Annotated in this window: 15 protein-coding genes; 4 read left to right on the top strand and 11 right to left on the bottom strand. The window is 68.6% G+C overall.

What is annotated here, in order from left to right; all coding sequences use genetic code 11:
- Positions 1-49: 49 nt before the first annotated feature.
- From ABD355_RS41630 to ABD355_RS41620, 3 genes are all read right to left on the bottom strand, one after another.
- On the bottom strand, positions 50-1,942 hold the full coding sequence (locus tag ABD355_RS41630) for a DNA/RNA helicase domain-containing protein (RefSeq protein ID WP_344406460.1): 1,893 nt from the start codon (positions 1,940-1,942) through the stop codon (positions 50-52).
- Between the two features lie 175 nt (positions 1,943-2,117).
- Complete coding sequence (locus ABD355_RS41625; protein ID WP_344406459.1) at positions 2,118-2,693, bottom strand: HD domain-containing protein; 576 nt, start codon at positions 2,691-2,693, stop codon at positions 2,118-2,120.
- Positions 2,694-2,706: 13 nt separating this feature from the next.
- Entirely contained in the window at positions 2,707-3,822 is a 1,116-nt protein-coding gene (locus ABD355_RS41620) for a helix-turn-helix domain-containing protein (protein ID WP_344406457.1), read from the bottom strand.
- A 122-nt stretch (positions 3,823-3,944) separates the two neighbouring features.
- On the opposite strand from ABD355_RS41620, the gene ABD355_RS41615 reads away from it, so the two are divergent.
- The 4 genes from ABD355_RS41615 to ABD355_RS41600 all read left to right on the top strand — a co-directional run bounded on the left by ABD355_RS41615 (position 3,945) and on the right by ABD355_RS41600 (position 7,245).
- Positions 3,945-4,577, top strand: a complete 633-nt coding sequence (locus ABD355_RS41615) for a hypothetical protein (RefSeq protein WP_344406455.1) — start codon at positions 3,945-3,947, stop codon at positions 4,575-4,577.
- Complete coding sequence (locus tag ABD355_RS41610; RefSeq protein WP_344406454.1) at positions 4,570-4,938, top strand: DUF6415 family natural product biosynthesis protein; 369 nt, start codon at positions 4,570-4,572, stop codon at positions 4,936-4,938. The genes ABD355_RS41615 and ABD355_RS41610 overlap by 8 nt, the downstream gene beginning before the upstream one ends.
- 81 nt (positions 4,939-5,019) lie before the next feature.
- Positions 5,020-6,138: a radical SAM protein gene (locus tag ABD355_RS41605; protein ID WP_344406453.1), complete on the top strand. Its 1,119-nt coding sequence runs from the start codon at positions 5,020-5,022 to the stop codon at positions 6,136-6,138.
- 297 nt (positions 6,139-6,435) lie between these two features.
- Positions 6,436-7,245 (top strand): phosphotransferase family protein, encoded by an 810-nt coding sequence (locus ABD355_RS41600; protein WP_344406452.1) that lies wholly within the window; start codon positions 6,436-6,438, stop codon positions 7,243-7,245.
- 288 nt (positions 7,246-7,533) lie between these two features.
- Here ABD355_RS41600 and ABD355_RS41595 read toward each other — a convergent pair whose 3' ends face one another.
- The 8 genes from ABD355_RS41595 to ABD355_RS41560 form a co-directional block, all read right to left on the bottom strand.
- Positions 7,534-8,052 carry a hypothetical protein gene (locus ABD355_RS41595; protein WP_344406451.1) on the bottom strand — a complete coding sequence of 173 codons (519 nt, stop codon included), beginning with the start codon at positions 8,050-8,052 and terminating at the stop codon, positions 7,534-7,536.
- Between the two features lie 132 nt (positions 8,053-8,184).
- On the bottom strand, positions 8,185-9,606 hold the full coding sequence (locus ABD355_RS41590) for a DUF6177 family protein (protein ID WP_344406449.1): 1,422 nt from the start codon (positions 9,604-9,606) through the stop codon (positions 8,185-8,187).
- The gene (eccCa, locus tag ABD355_RS41585; RefSeq protein WP_344406448.1) at positions 9,603-13,613 is read right to left on the bottom strand and encodes a type VII secretion protein EccCa; all 4,011 of its coding nucleotides are present in this window, start codon (positions 13,611-13,613) and stop codon (positions 9,603-9,605) included. Before eccCa ends, ABD355_RS41590 begins: the two co-directional genes overlap by 4 nt.
- A complete protein-coding gene (locus ABD355_RS41580; protein WP_344406447.1) occupies positions 13,610-15,043 on the bottom strand; it encodes a CpaE/TadZ family protein in 1,434 nt (477 codons plus the stop codon). Before ABD355_RS41580 ends, eccCa begins: the two co-directional genes overlap by 4 nt.
- Positions 15,044-15,059: 16 nt before the next feature.
- Positions 15,060-16,409 carry a type VII secretion integral membrane protein EccD gene (eccD, locus tag ABD355_RS41575; protein ID WP_425585853.1) on the bottom strand — a complete coding sequence of 450 codons (1,350 nt, stop codon included), beginning with the start codon at positions 16,407-16,409 and terminating at the stop codon, positions 15,060-15,062.
- 13 nt (positions 16,410-16,422) lie between these two features.
- Entirely contained in the window at positions 16,423-16,716 is a 294-nt protein-coding gene (locus tag ABD355_RS41570) for a hypothetical protein (RefSeq protein WP_344406446.1), read from the bottom strand.
- Between the two features lie 121 nt (positions 16,717-16,837).
- On the bottom strand, positions 16,838-17,704 hold the full coding sequence (locus ABD355_RS41565) for an immunity 49 family protein (protein ID WP_344406445.1): 867 nt from the start codon (positions 17,702-17,704) through the stop codon (positions 16,838-16,840).
- Positions 17,705-17,707: 3 nt separating this feature from the next.
- Positions 17,708-18,082, bottom strand: a complete 375-nt coding sequence (locus ABD355_RS41560) for a hypothetical protein (protein ID WP_344406712.1) — start codon at positions 18,080-18,082, stop codon at positions 17,708-17,710.
- Positions 18,083-18,100 lie beyond the last annotated feature (18 nt).

The following is an 18,100-nucleotide window of genomic DNA, read 5'->3' as shown; positions in this document are numbered from 1 at the left end:
GGCTCCACCGCCCGGTGGTACACGACGGGTACCTCTCCCATGCGCGGAACTACACGAGCTGAGGTACCTCCGCCCGCGACGCCGGATGAATCAGCGACCGCAGCTTCTCGCGGGTCTCCGCGTCCGTCGAGTAGAGAATCGTCCCGACCATTCCCCGCGTCAGCAGCACCTTGTACGTGTTGCGGATGAGCCGGTCGACGTCGTCATCCGGCGTCGCCTTGGTGAAAGACGGGTCCTTCGAAGCCGTGCGGTCCACGACCCAGCGGTCCGTTCGCCAGACCAGATCGGGACCGATGATCACGCCCGACCAGTCGTACTCGAAGCCCTGCGCGGTGTAGACACAGCCGACCTGGGTGAAACCGGCCGGGTCCGTGGCCCAAAGGGGTGCGGGCGGGGCGCCGAGCACGGAGCGGTCGCCGTACACGTTCCAGGGGCGAGCCCATTGGCCGATCACCACGTCTGTGGGGAGTGACGTCATATCGGGGGTGATCTTTGTGGTCCACTTCCAGCAGTACCCGGCCGACATGCGGGCGCCGTAGCCCTCCTCCCGGCGCGCGACGAGGAAGTCCTCCAGCTCCTGCGGGGTCTCGGCGGTGAGCAGTTGCAGCTTGCCGTCGGGCTCCCACTGGCTTGGCTTGCCGCCGTCCAGGCCGAGCAGGTCGATGACCCACTTCTCGTACGCGTCGCTGCCGCCGCACCGGAACTGGCCGTCCAGTTCGACCACTGTGCAGTCCAGGCCCTCTGCCGCGGCGGCCCGTTCGATCTCCTGCCTGGTTCCCATCTCGCCGGGACGTACGACCTGGTGCTGGTCGAGCAGGAAGACGGGGACCCGGGCCGCGTCGATGAGTTCCGCCACTTGGGGCCGTCCGGTACGCAGTGCCGCCTTGGTGTAGCGGTTGGCGGAGGTCTTACGCAGACGGTGGGCCTCGTCGCAGATCAGCACGTCGAGGTCGTTGGGCTCGGCGTCCATGAAGCTGTTGAAGTACTTGAACAGCTGCTGCACTTCACGCTTCTTGTGCCCCGCGACCCTGCGCATGGTCTTGGTGAAGGACTGCGACCCGGTTGCGTGCAGCGCGGGTACTCCGCGGCGGTACAGCTCGCCCAGGACCGACAACGCGATCACGCTCTTGCCGGATCCGGGGCCGCCGGTCACCACGACCACCTGCTTGTGGTTGCCGCGCTTGGCTTTACGGACGGCGGACATCACCTTCTCGTACGCGACCCGCTGCTCGGCGATGAGCACGAACTGTTCGCGATCGCGGATCTCTGCTGCCGCGACGGACATCAGCTGCTTCGACGGCCGTACCTTGGCGTCGAGCAGTACGTCGGCCACCTGTGCGCCAGGCTTGGCGGCGAGCCGCGAGCGCAGGAAGTCCAGGAAGGCGCCGCGCTGTTCCCCGGTGTACATCCGGCCGTACTGGTTCTCCTCGACTCCCCGCAGCCCCGCGATCTGGAACTCGGTCGCGTTGTGCAGGAATGCCACGCCGGCCAGCGAGTCGGGCATCCGCTCCAACGCCCCGTTGAAGGACAGCAGATACTCGCAGTAGCCCCGCACCTGCTCGATCGGGTTGAGCACGGGTTGCGCGTATGCGTCGATGCGGCACAGCAGCGGCTCGCCCTCCTCCGGGTAGGCCGCGCTCCACTGCTTGAGTTCGACAACGACGTACGAGGGCTGGCCGGTTGTCGGGTGCACACCGGCGAGCAGGGCGTCCGCACGCTTGCTGGTGAGGGGCAGGCTGTACTCGACGATGACTTCGACGTCGTCGAGCCCGGCCTCGATGAGCGCGTTGACGAGCGCGGGAAGGCTGCGTTGCCAAGACCGTATCTCCGCCTGGGCAGGGCTCCGGCCGTGCTGGTGACGGAAGTTCTCGGTCAGATGCAGCGCCAGCGACCCTTCGAGGAGGCGGGCGGCCACGGACGCCGCGGACTCACGGAACAGCAAGAAATTGCCCCCAGGCAGCACGAAGAAGACTCGTGCGGGTGGGGGCATGTCCTCCGATGTCCGCCGCGCAAGCGGATCAGGAAGCCCGTCGGGCCGCTGAGATGGTGTTCGCCATCCTAGGTGAGCGTGTCGATCACGTGGAGGGGGCGGGGGAGGGTTCAGTCATGCGGAGTCTTCACTCGCCAAGCGCCACGCGCAGCCAGTCCAGGGAACCTGTCTCCAGCACCGCGTCAGCGAGCGCCTGACCTGTCTTGGTGACGATCCGCCGCCGGCTGTTGTCGATCCACCGCTGGGCATTGGCGTAGCCCTGGTCCCGGTATTCGATGCCTTGGATCATGCACTCCAGCTTGTCGGCGTCTCGCGCGCAGATCGCTTCCGGGGACTCCTTGGCCTCGTACTCGGCGACCAAGTCACGTACCGCCTCGGCCAGGAGCTCGGGCATACCGGCCACTTGGTCGGCGGTGATGTCGCGAGGGTCTGCTTCTCCACCGGTGTACTTCTTGCCGAGGTGGTTGACGTCCCCGGTGCGGGTTTCCTGGGAGTCGTGCCAGACGGCAAGGAACGCGGCCCGTGCCGGGTCGGCCCCCTCCAGTTTCGCGATGATCGTTGCCATGAGGGCGGTGCGCCAGGAGTGCTCGGCGACCGACTCAGGATGCTGCACGCCGGCCATCCACCATCCGGTGCGAGCCGTGTTCTTCAGCGTGCCCGCCTCGTACAGGAAACGGGCGACCGCGGTCAGGTCCTCGGACACCGTGGGGCTCCTCTCACGCCTCGGCGAGGCGGATCGCGTACCGGATGCTTTCCAGCTCCCGTCGTCGGCGCAACGAGAGCTCCCGGCTATCCAACATCACGGGGAGGCGATCGCGCAGGGCCCAGGCTGCTGCACCCGATCGGAGCAGGTGGGGGCGGATCTGCAGCAGTGACCACAGGGTGTGGACGTTGAGGTCGACGTAGCCGTGGCGCGGCGCCAGTCCTTGGACGAGGTGTGCGAGGAGCTTGTCGCCGGGCCACGGCCGGGGTGTGCGGTTGGCGATGAAGTCGTCCGACAGCTCCGTGTGCTGCATCTCGCCGACCCAGTAAGCCCAGTAGTTCAGGTTGGCGGCCTCGCCGGCGTCGTCGTCCATGAGCGCGGTGTCAATGAAGTGGCTCATGCGGTCGTGGTCGCCTTGCCGGGCGGCGACGGCCGCGACACTGCGAGAGTTGAGCCAAAGGGTCAGCCAGTCGTTCGGTCGCTCGGAGCGTTGTTGGTGGGCGAGCCAGTCCGCCGCATCGGTCTGTGTGTCGTAGCCGGAGAGGTAGAGGGCTTGGCGGCGTAATAGGAATTGGCCTTCGCCACGGGCCTGTTCGGCGGTGCGCCGCATGGTGGAGAAGAACTCTGTGCGTTCCGGCTGGCTGAGCTGAGGGCCGGTCGGTGCAGGGCCGCGTCGGGGCCGCGGTGGCTCAGGCAAGTCCCGGATGGTCTGCGGCGGTACGCCGTTGAGTGGCCAGGCCAACACCTCGCCGAGTTCTCGCTGCATCACCATCGCCCCCAGCGGGCTTTCCTCGACCGGGACATCACAGTCGAGCACGGTCGACAGGAGGACATCCGCTTCCAGAGCGCGCTCGAGGGCTTGAAGAAGAGCGGACGGGGTGCCCATCTGCATCAGCCGGTGACGGTGCATGAGCATTTGACCCACCGGGACGGAGGTCAGCGGGCGGCGTCCTGTCTCCCAGCCGGCGATGGTGTCCGTGGAGACTGACAGGCGCTCGGCGAGTTCCTCCTGCGTGTAGCCCTGCTGCTCCCTGACGAGACGCAGGACGTACCCCGAGATCAGGCCGGAACGGGGGCGCGTCGGGGTTCCCGTACTGCTGGTCAAGGTTTGGCGTGAACTTGGCCGCATGGGGTGTCCGTTCCCGGGGTTCGAGTGCAAACCACCTGTACTCACAGTCACTTCAGGCTGTGACGCCGGAAATCTACCGTCGTAGCTGTCCCTGACTGAGCGTAATAGGGAGGCAGTTGCCCATGGACCTCGATAACTGCACAAATGGCTCGAACGTGTCACCGCTTACGGCGATGTCGCCCGGTCGACTGCACCGAGTGGCGAGGAGAGGAACCGGACGCACAACACTGGATCCGGAAGACGGAGTGGTCGTACACACCCGCGCCGATCACCAGCTGGACGTCACCGAATGGCTTCTCAAGGCTGCCGACGATCCGGCTCGGGCGCGGGCTGAGTGGCAGACCATGGACGTTGCCCTCCTGCGCTGTGGCGTTCAGTTCTCTGCCATTCGTGTTCCGGCCGACCTCGTGTTCGCGGCTGCCCGTAGCGAGGACCGCGCCCGGGTCGACGACTACCTTGACGCCGCCCTGCTCGGCGGTCCGGTATTCGTCGATCGGCAATCGGCGCGGTACTACTGCCTGGTCCCGGCCGACCCCTGCATGCCCTGGCGGGTACCAGATACGGCCTGCCTCATCGGGGGGACCTATCTCGGCGTCCCGCATCTGAGCATCGACTCGACCCGATACCTGGCCCGATCTTCCTGGTGTGTGCCGCCGGATCGCCCCGAAGCAGTCTGCCAAGTCGACGCGGTTGCACAGATGGCCAACCTGGGCCGTTTCCATTTGGCCGCGCAGAAGGAGCAGCCCGGTGTCTGAAAGCCGGCTGCTCGACTCCGATCTGGCCCGCCAGGCCTGGAGCAAAGCCTTGGAACTGAGCAGTGGGCTGCCCGCCACGATTCCAGATCGGAGTGAGGTCGACACGTTGACGCGCTATTTGCATGGACACGTGGAACTACTGGTCGCCGAGCTGGAAGCGGCGATCGAAGGGCAACACGAAGACACCAGCGACCGCGAGACCGCGCGCTGGCTCCTCATTCGCGCTCGCAAGGCGCTCGATGACGAGCCGAGCTCGGACCATCGAACGGCCGCCGTCCACATGGAAGACCTTGCATTGACCTGCCGGGCTCTGGACGCGCTGTGCCACCAGCAGTCCAGCGCGTCTGCGCTCAGCGGTTAGAGCCCGTGAGCCCCGAGGCCAGCGACACTCCTGGCCAGCCTGCTTCTCCGACTCCCGCCCACGTGACATGCGAGGAACGCCATGCACAGTCTGCTTGCCAGCCCTTTCCTGGGGCAGTACCTGATCCTGCGACCCGGCCATGCCGAGGGCGTCCAGATACACCAGTCGAGCTTCGAGGAACTGCGTGCCGCTGCTGCCGAAGGTCACGTGGTACCGGCTTGGCTACACGACGCGGCCTCCGAGGCGTGGGGGACGACCCTGCCAGAGGACAGGCTCTCAGCAGTGATGCTCGTCCGTGAGCCGTCGCCGTACGGCTTCGTGAAGGCGTCATGGGAGATCAACCTCGGGTGCGACTATGACTGCCGCTTCTGTTACCTCGGCGAGAAGAGGTTTGCCGGTCTGGCGTGGGAGGACAAGAAGCGCCTCCTGGAGATGACGCGTGACGCCGGTGTGCTGTGGCTGCAGATCACCGGAGGTGAGGCCCTGATCGACCCGCAGTTCGCTGCGGCCTACGAATACGCACACGAGCTCGGCCTGATGGTGCAGGTGTCGACGAATGGATCACAGCTTCACAAGACCGCCGTCCGTGACCTGTTCGCCCGATACCGGCCGTACCGGCTGACAGTGAGCCTGTACGGCGCGACCGAGGCAACGTATGAGGCGGTCACCCGCAACCGCGGCGCGTGGATCCGTTTCACCCGTGGCCTTGATGCGGCGCGTGAGGCTGGCCTGCCCGTACGCCTCAACGTGATCGTGTCCGACGCCAACGAGCATGAGTTGGACGCCATGTTGCGGCTTGCCGAGGATCGATGGGGCTTTCCGTACCAGGTGTACTCGAGTATGTCGCCGACGATCGATGGCGAAGCGAACCCGCTCGTCGCGCAGGCCGCCGATCATCTGAGACCGCGCAGCGTCTTCCAGGGCTGCAACGCCGGTCACACCTTCTTCCACGTCAATCCGCACGGCATCGCATCCGTCTGCAAAGTGGGCCGCGATCCGAGCGTGAACCTCATGACTGAAGGCCTCGAAGGCCTTCGTCTGCTCGGCTCCGTCGCCGAGTCCCTACAGCTCCGCACAGGTGGATGCTCCGGCTGCACGACGGCCGCGACATGCAGGACGTGCCGACCGCTGGCGAAGCTCTACCAGGAGGCGGGGGACAACCGATCGCTCTACTGCCAACACGGAGGTTACGGATCATGACTCCACCCACCGCAACGCCAAGCCGACCAGAGCCGGTGATGGTCACCATCGGACGCCGCCCGGACGTGACCGCGACCAGGATCCTGCCCGTACCGGTCCAAATTCCGGCGATCAGCAGGGGGGAGGTCCGGATCATCGGCGACGTTGACATGGAGGTCGCTCAGGCCGCCGGGTGCAACTGCTCGGCCGGTGACGACAACCCGTACTAGCCGAGTCTCCGTCTGACGCTGCCCCGGCCTACGCTGGCCAGGGCAGCGTCCCGCCCGCTCACCACCCGAGGAACCGCGCCCCGTGTCCATGCCTCGTGTCGCCTTCGATGATCTTCCTCCCGCTGTTCGTCAAGCGGTCACCATCCAGACGGGCCGGATCACCACGACCCGTACCGTCGGCGGTGGCATCAACAGCGCCGTCGCTGCCCTCCTCGACACCGAGACCGGCATCGTCTTCGTCAAGGGCATCCCAGCCGACCACCCGCAAGTCGCCTCCCAGAAGAGGGAGATCGCGATCAGCCCCTACCTGCCTGCGGCCTGCCCGAGACTGCTGTGGCACGTGGAAGCAGGCGGCTGGGTGCTTCTCGGCTACGAGGCAGTCGATGGCCGCCACGCCGACTACACGAACAACGACGACCTCACACTCGTGCTGGCCGCGCTCGTCGAGTTGCAAGAGGTCAGCGCACCTGGTGACGTCCACCTGAAGACGGCGGTGGAGCGGTGGGGAAAGTACGCCAAGGAGGGGCAGGCAGAGCTGTTCGCTGGGGAAGCGCTGCTGCACACGGACTTTGCGCCGGACAACGTTCTGATCGACAGTGGTAGAGCCCGCCTGATCGACTGGGCGTGGCCGACCCGGGGCGCGGCGTGGATCGATCCGTTCATGCTTGCGCTGCGGATCATGGAGGCGGGGGCGACAGCCGCCCAGGCGGTCTCCTGGGCGCAGCGTGTTCCGTCCTGGCATGAGTCCGATCCGAAGGCGCTGGGCGCGTTTGCGGCTGCCGTAACTGAGCTGTGGCGGGAGATCGCCGCCGAGGACCCTGCCCCTTGGAAGGTGTCGATGGCCGACCACGCCGCTCGGCTGAAGACTTACGTCTTCGTCACGCGGTGGGCGTTCTAGCCGTCACGAATCACGTGGCTGTCCCCCGCGTACAGCCCGGCCCGGGATCGGTGTCCATGGGGGCGGCCGTTGACATGGGCGCGATCGAAGGTCCCGACCACCCCCGCGCCCCCGGTTCAGAGGGACGCGGAGCGCGTTCTCTCAACCGAGCTGAGTGAGGTCCGGGTCGGTGCCAGGTGCTGCCGCGTCTGCCGGTGGCAGGCCGTCGGGTAGACGCGGACGTCAAGGTCGGCGGCGTTCCATGTCGTGCTGGCGTAGGCCTTGGTGGCGGACGGCGACCGTGCCCCCTCAGGAGAGGTGTGCGGCCGCGGTCTTGTACGAGGCTGCCTGCGCGGGCGTCAGGTAGTGCGAGACGCGGATGACGACCGTGCCGTTGACGTAGTCGTACTCGGTGAGGGCGGGCATCGCCTTGGTGACTGCCTGGATGTACTTGGCGCGGGCTGCCGCATCGGCCGGACTACCGAACACCTCGATGGCGCCGCCGCGTTCGACGTCACCTTTCTCTGTACCGGCCACGTCGGCCGCCTTGATCCTGCTGTCCGTGAAGGTGACCTTCGACGTGTACTGGTTCGGCCGGCCGAGGAGGTGGTTCGGGTCGTTCTCGGCTGTGACCGTGCCGGAGAGCTTCGCGGAGCTGATCTTGCCAGAGATGGACGCAAACGCAGTGCTGGCGGTGAGCGGCTTACTCGCGGTGGCACTGGGTTTCTGCGACGAGCCCGAGCCGCTGTTGGACGTGCCGTTGCTGCACGCGGTGAGTCCCGTGAGGAGGGCGGTGGCGAGCGCGGCGCTGGCGAGGGTTTTGTTCATGCCGGCGATCATGGACGCCCGGCACGTGACGGGTGGGTGGTGTGGCGCAATCGTGACGGACTGTTCGGGGTGAACGAACGCCAGTTCCCCAGGTCCGGGTTGTTCACGCAACAAGACCCAGCGGTTCGGCTGCTATGCCGAACTGGCAACACCCGGGCTGTCCTTGAGGTGGCTGGTCAGCATCTGAAGTGCCGTCCAGGCTTCGGCGTCGGTTCCGTCTCCGAGCGCGTAGTGCAGGGCCGGGTAGCTGGAAGAGCCCAGCTGTCGCGGTTTCGTCGCGAGAGGTGGGCGGCGCGCATGAGTGAGGCCGACGGTGCGTACGTCCCGCGGGCCCAGAGTGAAGGACACCGGGAGGGGTGGCGCTTCCAGGTGTGCGGGCAGGGTGAGGTCGGTGCGGCCGTTGCGGAGAGTGGTGAGCATCGTCGCCAGGCCGTGTGAGCTGACGAGCGTGGCGGCGAGGGATTCCAAGGCGGTTAGGGGCACTTCGGCGGGTGTGGCGTAGCCGAGCGTGAGGGTCGTGTCCTCGGCCACGCCTGCCGTCGTTCGGGTGATGCGGTGGGTGGCGATGGCGGGGTGGTCGGAGTTGCCGATCGCGATGAGGTGGGTCGGGGCGGGGGCTCGGTCGCGGGCGAGGTCGGTCAGCTGGCGTGGGGACCAGGGGAGGTTGACCGGTTCCGCCGTACCCCAGCCCGTAGGCGCCGCCCCAGTGAGGTGGCGCCAGGCTGCCTCCAGGGCGCGGCCGAGTACGAGGTCGGTCTCGGGCGCGTGCACCGTGCGGAACGAAACCGCGAGTTGCCGCTGCTCAGCAGGTGTGCTCGCTGCCGTGAAGGCATCGGCGACCGTGCTGTCGGTCGGCGCGAACGTGCCATCTCGCCAAGCGAGTTGTACGCCGGAGAGGCCGTCGTAGTAGCCGCCCGCCGGGTTCTGGATCACCCAGCGGTTCGGTGCGCCGCCCAGTGCGGTGCGCAGCGGCAGTGTGAGGCGGACGTGGGGTGGTGTGACCAGGTGGAAGGCACGGCTTGTTCGTGCGGCGGTGCGGAGTAGGTCCGACAGCCAGGCGGTGAGAGGGGCGAGTGGGCGGTCGGCCAGGACGACCGCGGTCGAGTCGGTCAGGACGTCGACGATGGGGAGTGCCGGGGCAGGTGTCTGCGGCTGGGCGCCCGTCGAGTCGTCCGGGATCGGGACGTGCGCCGTGTGTGCGGCGCCGGGCGGCCAGCTGGTTCCGCCGAGCAGCATCGTCAGGCGCCCGCACACAGACCCCGCGAAGCGCTCAGCCTCGGGTACGGCCGTGGAGGCGCGGGTCTCCGTCCACCAGAACGGCAGCTCGGGCGCGGTTACTTGACCGCCGAGGAGGCGTTCCGCCTCGCCTGGGACATGGACCAGGACCGGTGCCTCGACCGAGATCAGTGGGCGCCCGCCCGTCGTGCACAGCTGTAGGACCGCGCCGTCGTCCGTGGCGGTCAGGCTCAGCTCCGGGCCGCCGGCGTGCAGACCGGCCAGGAGTGAGCGGGTGTCGGGCATCTTCGGGGTGAGCGCGATGACGTCCTTGGTCACGCCGGGTTCTCCACGGGGTCGGTCTCGGGCGCGAGGGCGGTCTGGATCAGTTGGTGGCGGCGGCCGCGGCGGACCAGGGTGCCCCGGCCGGGCGGCTGCGGGGAGGCGTACAGGCCGGGGAAGAGCTGGCCCTCCGTACGGTCGCCCGTCATCACCAGAGCCGTGGCGCCGGTCTCCCGCAGGGTCGTCAGGAACGGCTCGTAGAGCGCGCGCGAGGCGCCCGCGACGCGGCGGGCGACGACGAAGTGCAATCCGATGTCCTGGGCCGAGGAGATGTAGGGCAGGAACGGGTCGAGGGGCTGCTGGCCGGCGGCGGTGAGGATGTCGTAGTCGTCGACGAGGATCACGATCCGGGGACCGGTGAAGGCCGGTTTGTCATTCATCGTGTCCGGGTCGGCGCTTTCCGGGAGTCGTTTCTCCAGTTCGGTCGCGATGCCGGTGGCGAGGGCGGCGGACAGTTTGGCGTTGTGTGCGTAGCCGCCGCGGTACGGCTCCGGGATCACGCCGCGCAGGCCGCGCCGCGGGTCGAAGATGCCGAAGACGAGCTCGTCGTCGCCGTATCGGTCCACGAGTGCGCGGGAGATGAGCTTGAGGAGGTTGGTCTTGCCGCATTCGTTGTCGCCCAGGACGAGCAGGTGCTGGTCGGTGCCGAACAGGTCGAGGACGGCGGGGGACAGGGCCTCCTGGTCGACGCCGATCGGGATCGCGCGCGGTACCTCGGCGGTGGAGGGCAGGCGTTGGGCGGGTAGGCGGGTCGGCAACACCCGTACGGGAGCCGCCTGTTCGCCGTGCCAGGTGGCGCGCACCGAGCGTATGGCGTCCTCCAGGGCCGGCCCCAGGTCCGTGGCCTGGGCGAGCGCGTCGAGGCGCGGCAGGGCGACGTGTGCGAACAGTTTGCCGTCGGTGAGGGCGCGGCCGGGGGTGTCGGCGGCCAGGGTCTCGGAGAGTTTGCGGTCGACGGAGGAGTCGGCGGGGTCGTTGAGGCGCAGTTCGATCCGGCTGCCGAACATCGACTGGGTGGCGATGCGTACGTCGTTCCAGCGGAGCATGCCCGCGACGACGTGGATGCCGTAGCCGCTGCCGCGTTTGAGGACGTCGGATACGGCGTCCTCCAGGTCGGCGAACTCGTCGCGCAGCGCGCCGAATCCGTCGACGAGCAGGACGACATCCGTGGAGCCGAGTTCGGGCAGCTCGCCCTTGGCGCGCAGGGTGCGCAGCTGGTCGACGGAGTCGATGCCGTGTTCACGGAAGAGGGCCTCGCGTTCGGCGAGCATGGTGCGCACCTCGGCGACCGTGCGGGCGGCGCGCTCGTGATCGGCGCGCCCCGCGATCCCACCGACGTGCGGCAGGCCGGACAGCGCGCTCAGACCGCCGCCGACCAGGTCGAGACCGTAGAGCGCGACGTCGTGCGGGGTGTGGGTGACGGCGAGGGAGAGGGCCAGGGTGCGCAGCAGGGTCGTCTTGCCGGACTGTGGGCCGCCGATGACGGCCGTGTGTCCGCCTGCGGTGTTCAGGTCGTGCATCCAGCGGCCCTGCCACTGCCGGGCTGGGTCGTCCAAGACTCCTAGCGGAATCCGCAACGGGCCTTCCCTGCGGGCGAGTTGCAGACCGTCCGCCGATGCCTGCACCGGCCCGGCCGCTCCCGTCAGGGTCACCGCGTCGGGCAGCGGTGGTAGCCAGATCCGCCGCACCGGTCCGGCCGCGTCCGCGAGCTGGTTCACGACGGTGGACAGGACGGTGGGTCCGCTGTCGCGCTCGCGTGGCACGGCCGCGCCGTCGTGTCCCGCCGTCGGCCCGGTCGGCGTCTCCAGCGTGTTGTACGGCGGGTACGGCCAGGCCAGCGGCTCGTCGTCGGCGACCGCATCGCGCTGCACCGGTCCGCGGTAGGCGCCGGAGACGTAGCCGGCCTTGAACCGTGTGTACGTGGACGTGTCGACCTTCAGATAGCCGAAGCCCGGCAGCGGGGGCAGGTTGAAGGCGTCTGTGGTCTCCAGGACCGTACGCGACTCGTCGGCCGAGAAGGTGCGCAGCCCCAGTCGGTACGACAGATAGGTCTCCAGGCCCTTGAGCTTCCCGCCCTCGATGCGCTGGCTGGACAGCAGCAGATGTACGCCGATGGAGCGGCCGATGCGGCCGATGGAGAGGAACAGGTCGATGAAGTCCGGTTTGGCGGTGATCAGTTCGCCGAATTCGTCGATCACGACGAACAGGTGCGGGAGGGGTTCGAGGTCCGGACGTGCGGTGGCGCGCAGCGCCCGGTAGTGCCCGATGTCGGCGATGTTCCCCGCATCCTTGAGGACCTGCTGGCGGCGTTTGATCTCACCGGCCAGTGAGGTGTGCACGCGCTCGACGAGACCGGCTTGGTTCTCCAGGTTGGTGATGACGCCCGCCACGTGCGGCAGGCCCGTGAACGGGGCGAAGGTGGCGCCGCCCTTGTAGTCGACGAGCACCATCGCCAGATCCTCGGGCGGATGCGTCGTCACCAGCGCGAGCACGAGACTGCGCAGCAGCTCGCTCTTGCCGGAACCGGTGGCGCCCACACACAACCCGTGGGGCCCCATGCCCAGTTCGGACGACTCCTTCAGGTCGAGCAGCACCGGCTCGTGGCGGTCGTCCAGGCCGATCGGCACCCGCAGGAAGTCACGCTCACCACGCGGTGCCCACTGCCGGGCCAGGTCCAGGGCGGCCGGCTCGTCGATGCCGAGCAGCTGGGGGAAGTCGACCGGGCCGGACACCGGCGTGCCGTCGGCCGCCGACTCCGGGGACAGGCGCAGTGGCGCCAGCATCCGGGCCAGCCCTTCGCCGCCGGCGGCGCTGACCGGATCCAGGACGCCGGAGACTCGTACGACGTGCTCGCCCCGCAGATCGTCGACGGTGACCCGCTCCCCGTCGACGGTGATCCGCACGGCGACCTGATCGGGCTCGTGCACCTGCTCGGCGAGCAAGTGCACAACGGTCACGCCCATGTCGGCGAGGGCAACGGCCGCGTCGGGGCGGGGCAGTTCGGTCGCGTTGTGGCCGTAGTCGTCGCTCACCACGAGCAGCCGGCTGCCGAGACTCAGCGCGGTGCGGTCGGACAGGCCACGGCGCACTTCAGCGGCGTAAGAGGAACGCTTCTTCAGGTCGCCGGCGACGACCCGCGCCAACTGGGCGAGATCGGGCGCGATGCGCCTGGCGGCCACCGGCCCGTCCAGCTCGTCCGGATGCAGGACGTGCGGCAGCCACTTCGCCCACTCCCACTCCGTCATGTGCTCCCCGGGCACGCCCAGGGCGAGTGCGACGTCGTCGGGCGCGTGCGTGACGGCGGCCTGTACGAGCAGCGCCCGAGCGACGCGCAGGACGCCCTCGCGGTCGCCGACCACGCTCACGTTGCCCGCGCGGTCCAGCGGAACCGTCAGCGGATGGTCGGTCGTGGTCGCGAACCGGGCCTGCAGCGCCCGCGCCTCGTTGAGCATGAACGGGTCCGGCGGCGTGAGCACCCCGCTCGCCGAGTTCTGCCCGACCACCACGTCCTGTACGGGTACGTCGCCGACGCCGATGCGTACTTGAAGGAAGTCGGCGTCCGTACGCCGCCGTTCCCAGAGCCGCGCCGGATCGCGCACCAGGTCGTACAGGGCCGACGGCGGAGGGTTCAACTCCCGTGCGGCCTGCCTCCGTACCCGCTCGGCCGTGCCCAACTCCTCGCGCAGTTCCTCCAGATACTCCAGATACCGTTCGCGCTGCACTCTCCGCTGGCGCTGTGCCTTGCCGCGCTGCGACAAGAACAGCGCCACGGCCCCGAGCAGCGCGATGACGAGCACGACCGCGCCGAGGCCAGCGAACTGGCTGGACCGGATGACGGTCATCATCACCACGGACGACATGACACCGGCCATCGGCAGCAGTGCCGTGGCGGCGGTGCCCATCTTTCCCTCGGGCAGGTTCGGCGGTGGCTCGATGGTGCGTGCCTCGGCCGCGGGCAGCGGGCGGGTGGCCCGGGCCGGGCGGTGGATCAGGTGTTGCGTCATCGGACTCGCACCGCCCGCTGCAGCGCCTGGGCCGCGAGCTGCGTGGCCGCGCGGCGCGTGCCCGAGCCGAGCAGCTGGGTACGGATGGGTCCGCCGGCCGCGAGATGCCGGTCGTAAGGCAGGTGCACGATGCTGACCCCTGTTTCGCGCAGATGCGCTGTGGCCGTCTTCAGGTCGAGGTTCTGGTCGGGTGTTCCCGAGGTGAGGGCGACGACGGTGGACGCGAGGGCCTCGTGCGGCAACTGGGCGAGCCAGTCGAGAACGACGCGTGTACCGCCGACGCCCTCGGCGGTGAGCGGGGCGACCACTACGCGGGCGTGTGCGGTGTCCATCGCGGTACGGGCCACTTCACCGGGCAGGGTCTCGCAGTCCACGACGGTGACGGAGAAGTAGCGGCGCAGCGCCAGCGTCACTGTGCGGTAGGTGCGGATGTCCAGCGGGGGGCCGAGGCGTCCCTGGCTGGCGGGCAGCAACCAGCCGCCGTCCGTGACCGGCACCAAGTACCCGGTGATGTCAGTGAGATGCATCTGGGGCGTGAGGATGTGGGCCAGTTCGGTGCACGACCAGCGCACCGAATCGGCGCCGAGCCGCACCGGCAGTGTGCCGAGCGCGGCGTCCGCCTCCAGGGCGAGCACCGGATCGTGCCGATAGTGGTTGAACGTGCGGGCGAGCAGCGCGGCGGTTGTCGTCTTGCCGACGCCACCCCTGATCGACGTCACGGCGATCACCCGGCCCGTGGTGACCGGCTGCTGCAGTTCCCGTCCGATCCGGGTCTCCTCGGCGACCTCCTGGGAGGCCGACGAGGTCAGCCGGCGGATGGTTTGTCCGGTCCGGCGCGCCATGGAGTCGCCGTGGGCCGGTTTGCCGAGCGCGAGCGCGAGGCGGGGGTCGATGGTGGGGACGGATTCGGGGGTGGGGAAGGGGAGGGCGGGGGTGGCGGGGCGGTGACGGGTGATGGGGCTGCCGCTTGCGGCTGGTGGGGCTGCGGAGGGAACGGCGGGGTGGGCGGCCGGGATGGCTTGCCCTTGGGGATTCCGCGCAGGCGCCGGCTGGGCAAGGGCGTTGCTGTTCGGTGTGGCGTGGGGAGTGAAAGGACGAGGCTGGGACACAGGCTGGGGGAGCTGCTCCGCCGACCCGGTCGGGTTCGCGGGCGTCTCCCGCGGTATGTCACCGGCTGTTGCAGCCGAGTCGGTGTGCGGGACAGACGGCTGCCCCGGATTGGGACGCGGTTCGTCGGTGTGACGGACCGGGAGCGGGGCCTTGGCGCCTTCCGCTTCCTTCTGGCTCGCCGTAGTACCGCGCTCGAAGCCGCCGGGCTCCGAGGCGTCGTTCGCGGTGGCCGCGGTTTTCGGAGCGGCCGGCGTCGGCGCGCTGCCCCGCAGTTCGCGCAGCACCTCCTCCTGCCAACCGCCGCCCTGAGCCCTGGTCATGCCTGCCGCCTCACGCTCACGCGAAGGTGCCGAGCAGTCGCCCGTACACCCCGAAGGCGCCGATCACCAGCGGAAACAGTGCGATCACTCCGACCGACTCGAGTACGTCGCCGAACCGGCGCAGCCGCACCCGTACATGCTCGGGCGGCTGCACCACGAGCACGGCCAGCGGCACGACCGCCAGCACCACCAGCGCCGCGAGCGGCCCGACCGCACCGGAGCGCTCCAGCCATACCCAGGCCAGCCGAACCGCCACCACCGCGGCCGCCACGAGCAGCGCGACGACCTCAGGGACCAGCGGATACGCCCGTGCCCGCAGCGCGAGCACCAGCGTGACGGCCAGCGCGAGCAGCACCGTCCACACCGTGGTCGTACGCAGTACGAGCGCCCCGGCGACGGCGGCGGAAAGGGCCGTCACGATCGTCGCGAGGGCGAGCCCGCGGTGGGTGGCCGCGAGCGCCGTCGACACCTGATAGCGGCTCACCGAGGCGCCGCCCGAGCGCCGGTCGTCGAGCCCCGAGAGCCCGGACGCCATCAACGCCAAGCGAGGCAGCAGTCCCAAAACGACCACTGACACGACGGCGAGCAACGCCGCGGCCCGTCCCGCCGGCTGGAAGGCGAGCGCGCCTTCCCAGCACAGCCCGCTCCCGAGGATCGCAGCAGCCCCGAAGACGCCGCCGCGTCCGAGTGGCGAGCACCACCCGAGCAGCAGCAGCGAGACGGCCACCGTTCCGGCGACACCCGCCAGCCGCACCGCGCCCGACCAGTCCTGGGCATCGGCCAGGCTCCACACGCCGAACACGCCAAGGGCTCCACCGGTGACGAGGAGTGTGCCGGCGAGCCCGCGCAGTCCGGCCCGGCCGAACGCCGCACCAGCGGCTGCGGCGAGCGCGGCGATGACGAGGAGGACGGCACCCACAGTCTGCGCGGCGAACGCCTGGCGTGCTAGGAAGGAGGCGGCGAGCGCCCACCCGACCGTCGCGCTCCCGGCGACAACGCGTCGCGCGGCGGGCCGCCATCGCCAGGCCCGTATGTCGAGATCGTCGGCGGCCTCATCGGTCACGTCGTGGACGACGGGAGCGGACGGCGCGTCCTCGACACGCACGAGCCGCAATACCGCCCCGTCGGCCACGGCCGCCGACTCCAAGGTGGCGTCCGGGTCCAGGACACTGCCGTCGGCCGCCACCAGATGACGCGTTTGCGGCCGCGTACCAATCCGATCGTCCAGCAGCCGCATCACCTCGGGAAGCAGCCGCCCGATCGGCTCCTGCGACGGCAGTACAAGATCGACCCGCCGTCGCTCACCAACCAGAGTGACCCGGCTCAACGCCAGCCCCGCACGGCTCGATGCCCCCGTAGAAATCACGCGTTCGAACTTATCACCGGGCGGAAGGCGCACCGATCGGTGTTTCGGCAGACGGTGAGGACGGTGCCGTAGTCGAGGTCCCGTACGGACTCGAGGCCTTGCCCAGAACTCGATGCGAAACGAAAGACCACCCCACGCACCCGGCACACAACACCGCGGCGATCACCACACCCGCAAACACCTTGCCCAGCCGCTCGTCCACGGTGCGGCGCTGCCGCTGGCCGCCGAACAGCACGGCATCGCGGAGCCGACGCCGCCGGACGGAAACCGACTCGAGGAGCTGGCTGTCGTAGTCCTGGGCTGGCATGGCTCAATTCCGAATCGTTGGTGGCGCGACGGCCTGGACGTAGATCACCGCTTCCTGCCCTATCGACCATTACGTCCTTCATGTTGATGTGCCGGCGTCCAAGGCGGGAGGCTCCGGCGTATCACGTGGGGAATTCACCGACCCACGTCCGTTCCAAGAGATGCTTGGGCAGGTACTCGGACTCGACTTCGACAGGGATGTCTGCGTCGAAGGCCATGCAGGCGATGGCCAGTGGGCCCAGTGCCACTAGTCCTTCGCTGCTCGTGGGCCGTGTGGCATCGCCAGTCCAGTACTCGCGGTGCCAGGTGACCGCGTCTGCCAGGGCCGCGTTGAACGGTTCCGGCTCTTGCCGCTGGTAGCGATGGAAGATCTCCAGCGGCGGGTAGAGGATCTTGAGCATGAGTTCGGCACTGGCGATGTGTGGCGCCGCTGGGTCTGTGCCGTTGATGGCGGTGGTCAGCGTGTCCCAGGTCTCCTGGCGGCCGAACCAGGCGTTCTGCAGCGTCTCCACCCACGCATAGATGTACTCGTCGAACTCCACACCGGAGGCGCGAAGGAACGAGGCGGGAATACGCGCCAGTTGGTCGAGGCGCGCGTTGTCCCTGCAGATCACAGCCAGGTAGTACGAGGTGAGCCAATTGCCCGCGTGCAGGTATTCCTGAGGACCGGTCGCGGGGAGGTTCTTGATCTCACCTTTGCTCCCGATACGGCACGGAACGAGGCCTTCCGCGGCGACCCCTGAGATGAACAAGCCTGAGCCCACCTGCATCGCGGTGACCCACGCCTCCCATGTCGGGAACTCCCCTGCTGAGGGATCCGTCAGACAGGTCCACTTTGCGACGGTCAGTGCGTAATCCAGAGCGTCGAAACGGTCGAACTCTGAGGTCTCGAGTTCCGAGAGCGCCTCTATGGTGCTCTGGATGATCGGTGCCATGGTTTCATCCACGTTGTCCACGGGGAAGTTGTGGCGGGTCACGGTTGACGTCACTGACTACTCCGCGCTGGCAGTAGTCAGCCTCAGTGTGAGCTCTGCGCTGGCCAACATGCGCGTGATCTCGATGGGTAGATTGTTGAACTCAGTCATTACGACGTCGGCTGGATCGACTCGTCGAGTCTGGCCATCTCGTCCCCGCGCCTCGATGACATAGCGATAACCGCGTGGCGCATTGGGATCGTTGGCTACGACCCAGTGAGCGCCGTGCCGCTGGATGAGGTAGTCGGCCACGTAGAAGAGCAGATCCGTGTGGAGTGTGACCCAGTCGGACTGCTCGAACTCGTTGAGCGGGAGCTTGGACACATAGTCCTGCAGGGGCGGGATCAACTGCTGAGGGTCGCGTGAGTACACCTCTGGCGGCACCCCGAGCATGTCAGCCACATCCACTAT

It is taken from the genome of Streptomyces longisporus (assembly GCF_039532765.1).
Lineage (GTDB): Bacteria > Actinomycetota > Actinomycetes > Streptomycetales > Streptomycetaceae > Streptomyces > Streptomyces longisporus.
Note: the sequence above shows the minus strand (reverse complement) of the source record. Positions and strands in the feature narration are given on the sequence as shown.

Coding starts and splice junctions, on each gene's coding strand:
- ABD355_RS41620 (WP_344406457.1), bottom strand. CDS start 3,822: ATGCGGCCAAGTTCACGCCAAACCTTGACCAGCAGTACGGGAACCCCG.
- ABD355_RS41615 (WP_344406455.1), top strand. CDS start 3,945: ATGGACCTCGATAACTGCACAAATGGCTCGAACGTGTCACCGCTTACG.
- ABD355_RS41605 (WP_344406453.1), top strand. CDS start 5,020: ATGCACAGTCTGCTTGCCAGCCCTTTCCTGGGGCAGTACCTGATCCTG.
- ABD355_RS41600 (WP_344406452.1), top strand. CDS start 6,436: ATGCCTCGTGTCGCCTTCGATGATCTTCCTCCCGCTGTTCGTCAAGCG.
- ABD355_RS41595 (WP_344406451.1), bottom strand. CDS start 8,052: ATGAACAAAACCCTCGCCAGCGCCGCGCTCGCCACCGCCCTCCTCACG.
- eccCa (WP_344406448.1), bottom strand. CDS start 13,613: ATGACGCAACACCTGATCCACCGCCCGGCCCGGGCCACCCGCCCGCTG.
- ABD355_RS41580 (WP_344406447.1), bottom strand. CDS start 15,043: ATGACCAGGGCTCAGGGCGGCGGTTGGCAGGAGGAGGTGCTGCGCGAA.
- ABD355_RS41570 (WP_344406446.1), bottom strand. CDS start 16,716: ATGCCAGCCCAGGACTACGACAGCCAGCTCCTCGAGTCGGTTTCCGTC.
- ABD355_RS41560 (WP_344406712.1), bottom strand. CDS start 18,082: ATGCTCGGGGTGCCGCCAGAGGTGTACTCACGCGACCCTCAGCAGTTG.